This is a genomic window from Tissierella pigra, from assembly GCF_009695605.1.
GTDB lineage: Bacteria > Bacillota > Clostridia > Tissierellales > Tissierellaceae > Tissierella > Tissierella pigra.
In genome coordinates, this window is the sequence record NZ_VUNQ01000043.1 from 23,532 (window position 1) to 33,100 (window position 9,569).

The 9,569-nt window shown below is 30.3% G+C and carries 6 protein-coding genes; 3 read left to right on the forward strand and 3 right to left on the reverse strand.

Going from position 1 to position 9,569, the window contains the following annotated elements:
- Nucleotides 1-35 precede the first annotated feature (35 nt).
- Together FYJ83_RS15285 and FYJ83_RS15290 are read right to left on the reverse strand one after the other, a co-directional pair.
- Complete coding sequence (locus FYJ83_RS15285) at nucleotides 36-1,841, reverse strand: sensor histidine kinase (protein WP_154441953.1); 1,806 nt, start codon at nucleotides 1,839-1,841, stop codon at nucleotides 36-38.
- Nucleotide 1,842: 1 nt separating this feature from the next.
- The gene (locus FYJ83_RS15290) at nucleotides 1,843-2,541 is read right to left on the reverse strand and encodes a response regulator (protein WP_154441955.1); all 699 of its coding nucleotides are present in this window, start codon (nucleotides 2,539-2,541) and stop codon (nucleotides 1,843-1,845) included.
- 336 nt (nucleotides 2,542-2,877) lie between these two features.
- On the opposite strand from FYJ83_RS15290, the gene FYJ83_RS15295 reads away from it, so the two are divergent.
- The gene (locus tag FYJ83_RS15295) at nucleotides 2,878-5,562 is read left to right on the forward strand and encodes a calcium-transporting P-type ATPase, PMR1-type (RefSeq protein WP_154441957.1); all 2,685 of its coding nucleotides are present in this window, start codon (nucleotides 2,878-2,880) and stop codon (nucleotides 5,560-5,562) included.
- Nucleotides 5,563-5,746: 184 nt separating this feature from the next.
- A complete protein-coding gene (locus tag FYJ83_RS15300; RefSeq protein WP_216584536.1) occupies nucleotides 5,747-7,030 on the forward strand; it encodes a S8 family peptidase in 1,284 nt (427 codons plus the stop codon).
- Between the two features lie 52 nt (nucleotides 7,031-7,082).
- Here the strand turns inward: FYJ83_RS15300 and FYJ83_RS15305 are convergent, their stop codons facing one another.
- The gene (locus tag FYJ83_RS15305; protein ID WP_154441959.1) at nucleotides 7,083-8,507 is read right to left on the reverse strand and encodes a peptidoglycan DD-metalloendopeptidase family protein; all 1,425 of its coding nucleotides are present in this window, start codon (nucleotides 8,505-8,507) and stop codon (nucleotides 7,083-7,085) included.
- Between the two features lie 334 nt (nucleotides 8,508-8,841).
- Here FYJ83_RS15305 and yyaC point away from each other — a divergent pair, with 334 nt between their 5' ends.
- Complete coding sequence (yyaC, locus tag FYJ83_RS15310; RefSeq protein WP_154441961.1) at nucleotides 8,842-9,435, forward strand: spore protease YyaC; 594 nt, start codon at nucleotides 8,842-8,844, stop codon at nucleotides 9,433-9,435.
- Nucleotides 9,436-9,569: the final 134 nt, after the last annotated feature.

Sequence of the window (9,569 nt, forward strand, 5' to 3'; positions counted from 1 at the left end):
TATTACAAAATTATTACAATAAAATTAAGATTGAATTACACTTTCTCATAAGGTATTTTTATTTCTACTGTTGTACCTTCTCCAAATTTACTATTGAGGACGATTTGTCCTTGATAAGCTTCCATTATTTGCTTTGCAATAGATAGTCCAAGTCCAGTACCACCCAGCTCTCTACTTCTTCCTTTCTCAACTCTATAAAATCTTTCAAAAATCCTTTTTTGATCTTCTTCTGGAATACCTATACCATTATCTTTTACTTTTATATTTATAAAATTATTTTCATCTGTTAAAGAAATCTCAATAGTTCCATTATCTTCTGTATATTTTACAGCATTTGATATTATATTTAGTATTACCTGCTCTATACCATCTTTATCTATTACAATATCTGGTAATTCCTTTATATTTAATTCTAGCTTATGATTCTTATTTTTAAATGCAAATTCTAATTTTAATAAAATATCTTCCAAAAGTTTGTTTATAGAAACTTCTTCTTTTTTCCATACTGTCTTTTTATAGTCTAGATTTGAAAGCTGTAATAAATCTTTAACAAGTCTTGCCATTCTATCACATTCATTGTCTATAACTGTTAAAAACATTTTCCCTGTTTCATTATCTATTCCATTATCCATTAAAGTTTCTGTATAGCTTTTAATTGTAGTTATAGGTGTCTTTAATTCATGAGATACATTTGCTACAAATTCCTTCCTCATATTATCTAGTTTATGCTCATTTGTCATATCTTGAAACACAATTATAAGCCCTGCTATATTATTTCCTTCATCTTTAAATGGTGCATATTTTACTTTATATACATAGGAATCAATGGCTAATGCTTTATGACCTTCTAAAGTAGATATTTGTTCAAAATTAACATTTTTAATATCTATAAGTTCTAAAAGCTTATTTATATAAGGTGTAAAGTTATCATTGTTGTCCTTTTCTCCAGCTAATCTCAATATATCCATGGCAATAGGATTCCCATGGATTATATTACCATCTAAATCTATTGCTAAAACACCTTCTGCCATATAGTTAAAAATAGTATCTAGTTTAGATCTTTCTAAATCCATTTCCTGTATTGTGTTTTTCAACTTTAAAGTTAAATGATTAAACATACTGGCAAGTTGCCCAATCTCATCATCTGATTTTACGTCAACAAATTGATCAAAATTTCCAGATGCCATTTCTTCTGCTTTATTAGTTACATCACGAATAGGTTCTGTAATGCTTGAAGCTATTAAATATCCTAAAAGTATTGTAATTACAAGGGCTATCATTGTAGCACTTGTTAATATTTTTTTAGATTCATTTACTACTGTATATACATTTTGCAAATCTGAAGTCATATATATTACTCCCTTGACCTTTCCTACTTCGTCTAAAACAGGATATGCGATATGATTATATACAGTGTTTTCATTTTTTTCTTTTATATCTTCATTTGCTCTATCTCCACCATAGGCCTTCAATACTAAGGTAGGGTCTATGGATTTATACGATAAAGCATTTTGCCCTATTAATTTTTCATATTGTTTTGAAGATGAGGCTATTATAATGGGAAACTCATCATTATATATTACATATATAGTCTCATTACCGTCTATTTTCCATTCATTTAAAGTCTCTTGTATTTGTTCTGATACATTTAACCAATTGTCTTCTGCTAAATACGAAGAGGTTTTAATTATGGTTTCTATATGCTGTTCCATAGAATTAGTGTTATTTAATATCTGTTGTGATTCTAATCTTCCAAAAATAAATATACCTACTATTATCATAGCAATAAATATTAATAAAAAACAAACTACAATAAATTTCCACTTTATACTGGCAAACATACTAAGTCCTCCTGAAGTAATATCCTACTCCTCTTTTAGTTAAAATATATTTAAAATCTCCACTATTGTCTTCTATTTTTTCTCTTAATCTTCTTATTGTTACATCTACAGTTCTTATATCTCCATAGTACTCATATCCCCATACTTCTTCTAATAATTGCTCTCTAGAAAAAACTTGATTAGAGCTAGATGCTAAGAATTTAAGCAGTTCATATTCTCTTAAAGTTAAATCTACTATACATCCATCTTTTTTTACTTCATATTTGTTTAAATCTATGGTTAAATCATCTGAAGTAATCATAGTACCTAAATCCTTTGTTGCAGCAGCATTAGAGTAGTCTACTCTTCTTAGGTTTGCCTTTACTCTTGCTATTAGCTCTCTCATACTAAATGGTTTTGTAATATAATCATCTGCACCAAGTTCTAGTCCAAGAACTTTATCCACTTCTTCTTCTTTTGCTGTAAGCATAATTACTGGAAAATTATAGTCAATTCTAATTTCCTTCAATACTTGGAATCCATCTTTTTTAGGCATCATAACATCTAGGATTACTAAATCTGGCATTATTTTATGAATTAAATTAATAGCTTCTTCTCCATCATAGGCTGTTTCCACACTATGACCTTCCTTTTCAAGGTTGAATTTTATTATATCTGCAATAGCCTTTTCATCATCTATAACTAGTATTTTATTATACATATTGAATCACTCCAATTAATTAATTATTTACATAATTATCTTCCTATATTAGATTATCTAATATAGTGGATTTATTGTCAAATACTTATTATATTTTGGCAATTACTCAAATATTTAACTTGCAACTTATATTCTTTTAATATATAATTATATCATTCAGAGGGGAGTAGCTTAAAAATAATTAGTCGTCATTACGGACTTTCCCGGCTAATTACCTTTTTTTAGGAAGCAAGACCTTTGTTTAAATCACTAAGTGATTTAAACAAAGGTCTTTTTTGATTTATTTTATTTTTCAGTGGTATACTAATCAATAACAATTAAAGGAAGGGGATTAAGTTGAAAGAATGGTATAAACAAAGTAAAGAAGAATTATTATCTAACTTAGATTCAAATCTTGATTCTGGATTGACTTCAAATGAAGTAAATCTCAGATTGGAAAAGTATGGTACAAATGATCTCAAAGAAGAAAATAAAAAAAGTTTCTTCTCTAAAATTGTAGCTCAATTTTCAGATTTTCTAATATTAATCTTAATAGCAGCTGCAATTATTTCAGTTTTTGTCGGGGAAGCACAGGATGCCATGGTTATTCTAGCCATAGTTATTGTTAATGCCTTTTTAGGTATTTATCAAGAAGGTAGAGCTGAAAAAGCTTTAGATGCTCTAAAGAAAATGTCTTCTCCAAATGCTAAAGTCGTTAGAAATGGAAGTATTGAAGTAGTTCCTGCAAACACTTTAGTTCCAGGAGATATTGTAGCTTTAGATGCAGGAGATATTATTCCTGCAGATTTAAGACTTATGGAAAGCTCTAATTTAAAAATTGAAGAAGCTTCTTTAACTGGTGAATCTGTACCTGTTGAAAAAAATAGCAATTCCATTTTTGATGAGGAAGTATCTTTAGGTGATAGACACAATATGGCTTTTATGAGTACTGCTGTTACCTATGGTAGAGGCAAAGGTATTGTCGTAGGTACAGGACATGATACTGAAATTGGAAAAATAGCTACTATGATTCAATCCTTTGAGGATGAAACAACCCCGCTTCAAAAACAATTAAACAACCTTGGTAAAGTTCTAGGTCTTGCTACAATATTTATATGTATAGCAGTATTTGTAATTGGACTTTTACAAGGTAGGGAAGCCTTAGAAATGCTAATGGTTTCCATCAGTTTAGCTGTAGCAGCTATTCCTGAAGGATTGCCTGCAATCGTAACTATTGTTTTAGCCATTGGTATGAATAAAATGGTTAAACGCCATGCCATTGTTAAAAAACTTTTAGCAGTTGAAACCTTAGGTTCTACTACAGTAATTTGTTCCGATAAAACTGGTACTTTAACTCAAAATGAAATGACAGTAGTCAAAGTTTTTACTGATGGAACAATTATAGATATAACTGGTGGTGGATATGAGCCATCTGGAGAATTTATAGTAGATGGCGCCAACATAAAAATAGAAGAAATAGGGGATTTACAAACACTCCTTTCAATATCTGCCTTAGCCAATGATGCTAGTCTGGAAAATGCAGACGGTATATTTAGAGTTATTGGAGATCCTACAGAAGGTGCTCTTGTTACTCTAGCTGGTAAAGCTAATATTGATAAAGATAATATCAATAAAGAGTTTCCTAGAATTGAAGAAATTCCTTTTGATTCAGATAGAAAAATGATGACAACTTTTCATCAAAACTATATACCTGGAAAAATTGTTTCCTTCACTAAAGGAGCACCAGATATAATAATCAATAGATGTAGTAGAATTAGTATAGATGGAAAAGTAACCGATTTTAGTCAAAATATAAAAAATCAAGTTCTAGAAGTAAATAGCAATTTTTCAAAGGATGCTCTGAGAGTTTTAGCCTTTGCATATAAGGAATATAATGAATTACCTAATAATATATCTCCTGATTTAAATGAAGTAGATATGACTTTTGTAGGTTTAGTTGGTATGATAGACCCTGCTAGACCAGAGGCTAAAGATGCCATAGCTAAATGTAAGGAAGCAGGTATAAAAACAGTTATGATCACTGGTGACTATAAGGAAACTGCCTTCGCCATAGCTAAGGAACTTGGTATGGCTGATACAATAGATGAAGCTATGATGGGAGAAGAATTAAATAAAATCTCTGATGAGGAATTAAGAGAAGTAGTAAAAGATATAAAGGTCTATGCTAGAGTTTCTCCTGAACACAAAGTAAGAATAGTTAGTGCATTAAAGGCTAATGGAGAAATAACTGCTATGACTGGTGATGGAGTAAATGATGCTTTAGCTTTAAAGAGAGCAGATATTGGTGTATCAATGGGTATTACAGGTACAGATGTGGCTAAAAACACTGCTGAATTGATTTTAACTGATGATAATTTCGCCTCCATTGTATCTGCTGTAGAGGAAGGTAGAATAATATATAGCAATATTAAAAAGTTTGTTTTCTTTTTATTATCATGTAATATAGGAGAAATATTTTTAGTATTTACAAGTATATTATTTAATTTACCAGTACCACTTTTACCTATTCAATTATTATGGTTAAACCTAGTTACAGATAGTTTCCCAGCTCTTGCTTTAGGGGTAGAAAAAGGTGACCCTGATATTATGAGATTATCTCCTAGAAACCCAAAAGAGCCTATATTAAATAAGTCTATGCTCGTAGGAATAATTCTTCAAAGTATAGCTGTAGGAGGAGCTTCATTATTAGCATATAAATGGGGACTTTCAGCTTATTCAGGGGATATCGATAAGGCAAGAACAATTACCTTCACTGCTTTAATAACTGCAGAACTATTACGTGCTTACTCCAGTAGGTCACAAAGATATACATTATTTAAAATTGGATTCTTTACAAATAGAACCTTAGTATATGGTACATTATTCTCATTTGTATTGTTACTTGGCGTATTATATATACCATTCATGCAGCCTATATTTAATACTTTTTCTCTTGGTGTAAAGGATTGGATGGCAATATTAGAATATGCTTTTATTCCTTTAATAGTAGGTGAATTAAGTAAATTGGTAATTAAAAAGTAATAAAAGTTTCTATTCAAATATTTATAATTCAGTTTTCTCTGAATTTCATAAATGTAAAGTTCTAATTTAAAAAGATAAAAAGCAGAATTTTACTATTTATTATAAGAAAAGCCTTCGGGCTTTTCTTGTTTTTGACACATTTTATTTTTTGGTAGCATAGAATAGAACAAGGAAGGTGGTAATAGTGAAAACAGTAATAAATACTAAGCTTTGTCCTATTCTCGGTGCCAAAATAATGTCTCAGTCAAGAGAAGAGGTGCCTGTAATTGTACAATTTAATAGTAATTCTTCCAATCTAAAGGAAAATATCAATATCTTGTCCAATAGGGTCAAACGTGATTTACCATTAATAGATGGATTTGCCGGTCTTATGACTACAGATACAATTTATAAGATAGTATCTAATCCTGAAGTAGATTATATTAGCTTTGACTCAAGGGTTTATGCTCTATTAGATATTGCAGCACCTACAATGGACGCATATTTTCCTCATGATAAAGGATATAATGGAGAGGGTATTACAGTAGCTGTAATAGATACTGGTGTAGCTCCCCATAGTGATTTAACAAGACCTACTAATAGAATCATTGGATTTAAAGATATGGTCAATGATAAAAGTGAACCTTATGATGATAACGGTCATGGTACCCATGTAGCAGGTATTATTGCTGCAAGTGGTTATTCCTCAAGGGGAAAATATATAGGAATAGCTCCTAAAGCTAATATATTAGGTATTAAAGCTTTAGATAAAGCAGGAGGAGGAAATATTTCAGATATTATTGATGCTATCTCCTATATAGTGGCTACTAAGGATAAATATAATACTAAGATTATTAATCTTTCTTTAGGCACTCCTGCCAATAACTCCTGCGATAAGGACCCCTTATGTAAAGCTGTAGATATGGCTATAAAGGCAGGTTTAATTGTTGTTGTGGCAGCAGGAAATAGTGGACCAGAAAAGGGAACTATTCTTTCACCTGGTATCAATAAAAATGTCATAACTGTAGGAGCAACTGATGATAAAAGAACTGTAGATCCCTCTGATGATACTATAGCTCCATTCTCTAGTCGAGGACCTACATTAGAGGGTTTAATGAAACCTGATATACTAGCTCCAGGAGCAAATATAAAATCTCTATCAAATACTAAGCTAGATGGATACACATCTCTTAGCGGTACTTCCATGGCAACACCTTTAGTATCTGGTTCTGTCGCACTTTTATTAAATAAATATAAAGATATTTCACCACAGGATGTAAAAAATAAGTTAATCAAATCATCTATTGCTCTTTCTAATTCTCCTGAAATACAAGATATTGGAGTTTTAAACTTAAAGCTATTATTCAGCGATGAAAAAGATAATCTGGAAAATGTTATAAAATCTTGTTCAAACACTATGGATAATGACTTGCTAGAAACTCTGCTTATGCTATTGATAATTATATTCTTATTGGATTCTAGATTTTAAAAGGGCGGAAAATCGCCCTTTTTATATACAAAAAAGGAAGCCAAAGCTTCCTCTATTTTAAATAATTACTTGGATTATAATTTTTACCATTCTTCAGGACTTCAAAATGTAAATGTGGACCTGATGACCTACCTGTATTTCCTACATTAGCTATATGTTGTCCTTTATATACTTTATCTCCAACATTTACAAGTAACTTACTACAATGAGCATATCTAGTAACAAATCCATTACCATGGTCAATTTCAACCATTTTTCCATAGCCACTTTTTCCTGAACCTGAGTATATAACCTTTCCTCCATCAGATGCCTTTATAGCTGTACCTATTGGAGCTGCTATATCAAGACCTCTGTGCATCCTACCACCTCTCATACCATATCTAGAAGAAACTCTACCTCTAGTAGGAGTTAAAAATGTACCTGTTGCCACAGTTTTTGGAACTTCTTTAGTTCCTTTTACTACAACTTCCTTCACAGGTTCTGTAATTATTTCTTCTTTGACTATATCTTTATCTACTATAATCCCATTGTGTTTTATTTCTTTTGCAACTACTTTTCTCTCACCATTTGAACCATTTACCTTAGTTTTCTTTTGATTTGTGTACATAGTCTCATCATATTCTATTTCAGTTTCATAGTTTATATTTTCAGTATACTCTACTTCCAATACGGTAGCCACTGTAAGAACTGATTTAGGCACGACTAATTTTACCTCATCGCCTATTTGAAGTCTTTCTGGATTTTTATCTGGATTTGCAGCTTCTAAATCTTCCACTGATAAATTATATATCTTTGCAATAGTCCAAAAACTTTCTCCTACCTCTACCATATGAGTCTTTATTTCTTCCGATCCTGTTAATAAATGATTATATAAGTCTTCCTTCTCTTTTATCTTATTTAAAGGTACTTCTTTTTTTGCTATTTGTACATTTTCAACTATACTTATATCCTTTATATCAGTACCTTCCTTAGCCATATCTTCATAGGGCTTTTTTATTTCATTTATTATATCTTCTATATCTTCTCTAGCTTTTAGTACTCCTACTTCTGTTCCATCTACTTCAAGAGCATATCCAGACACTAAAAAGTGCATTTTTGATTTGATTTGTTTTTGCAAATCACTACTGGATGTTATTAACTCTTCTTTAGCTTTAGTTTGTTCAAATTTTATATCTTTGTCTAAAACCACATCTATATTATATGTATTGGATAATTCTTTTTCTAAGTTGTCCATTATGTCATTAACTTCTTCTTGGCTTCTCACAGTTCCTATTATATCTTCCCCAAGATATACATCAAATGCCTTCATTTTAATCTCATAAGCTTTATATCCTGTAATACTTAATGCAACAATAGATAGAATCATTAAGGATGATAAGGCTACTTTCATATCATTTCCGTTTAATTTTAACTTATCAAAGGTTTTTCTTAACTTATCAAAAGTTTCTCTCATGTAATTATAATTGGGATTATCCATAATTTCCTCCTAGTTTAGAACTATTTTCATTATAGTCGTAACTCGTTTGTAATCAATCTGTAACAATTATATCATAGATTACATTTTTTTCAACCTTTCCATATTCTAATAGTTTTATTATCTTCTAATTCCTTTAGTTTATTCATACCTTAATTTTTAAGCTTGTTTCTCACATTATTAATATAAATATTAATTGGTTAAATATGTAAATGTTACGAAATCTTAACATTTATTTTTATATATGAAACAAAGTATTTATATTTAATTTTAGGCAATACTCCTAGTACCCATTAAGTTGAAGGTTATATATAACAGAATACATAGGAGGTTATTAATGAATATATTTACTAGAAACAATTATATAGACTCATCTTCTCCCTTTGCTTTATCCAAATTTTCCAGCTTAGTATTCAATTATTTATCTTCCAATTCTATAGAAAATAAAGATATAATTCTTTTCTGTATTGGTACAGATAGGTCTACTGGAGATTCTCTAGGTCCATTAGTAGGCCACAAACTTGAACCTATAATAAAAAATTATAGAAATGTATATCTAATGGGAACATTGGAAAATCCCATTCATGCAAAAAATCTTGAGGAGAATCTAGATAAAATAAAAAATGATTATAATAATCCATTTATAATTGCCATAGACTCTTCCTTAGGGAGATTAGAAAGAGTTGGGCATTTATCTATTAAAAATTCTCCCTTACGTCCTGGCGCTGGGGTAAACAAATCTCTACCTCCAGTTGGAGATATATCTATTACTGGAATCGTAAATATTGGCGGCATGATGGAAGCTATGGTACTACAAAATACTAGACTATCTCTAGTTATGAATATGGCTGACATTATATCTAAAAGTATCTATTTATCACTTTATAGACTATCTAGAGAAGAAAAAAAGCAATATATATTAGAAAAGTAGCCTTGGGCTTCTAGTGTTGCATCAAAATAAAAAATACCAGTTGACATGGTAAAATTTGATTAATGAAAAAAAGAGCCTCATTTGGTTTAATGGAATTATCGAGAAACCATACACCAAGGAGGTTCTTTTTCATG

What these genes read in the sequence shown, in the direction of transcription:
- FYJ83_RS15285 (WP_154441953.1), bottom strand. Translation starts at nt 1,841, where the DNA reads ATGTTTGCCAGTATAAAGTGGAAATTTATTGTAGTTTGTTTTTTATTA.
- yyaC (WP_154441961.1), top strand. Translation starts at nt 8,842, where the DNA reads ATGAATATATTTACTAGAAACAATTATATAGACTCATCTTCTCCCTTT.
- FYJ83_RS15305 (WP_154441959.1), bottom strand. Translation starts at nt 8,507, where the DNA reads ATGGATAATCCCAATTATAATTACATGAGAGAAACTTTTGATAAGTTA.
- FYJ83_RS15290 (WP_154441955.1), bottom strand. Translation starts at nt 2,541, where the DNA reads ATGTATAATAAAATACTAGTTATAGATGATGAAAAGGCTATTGCAGAT.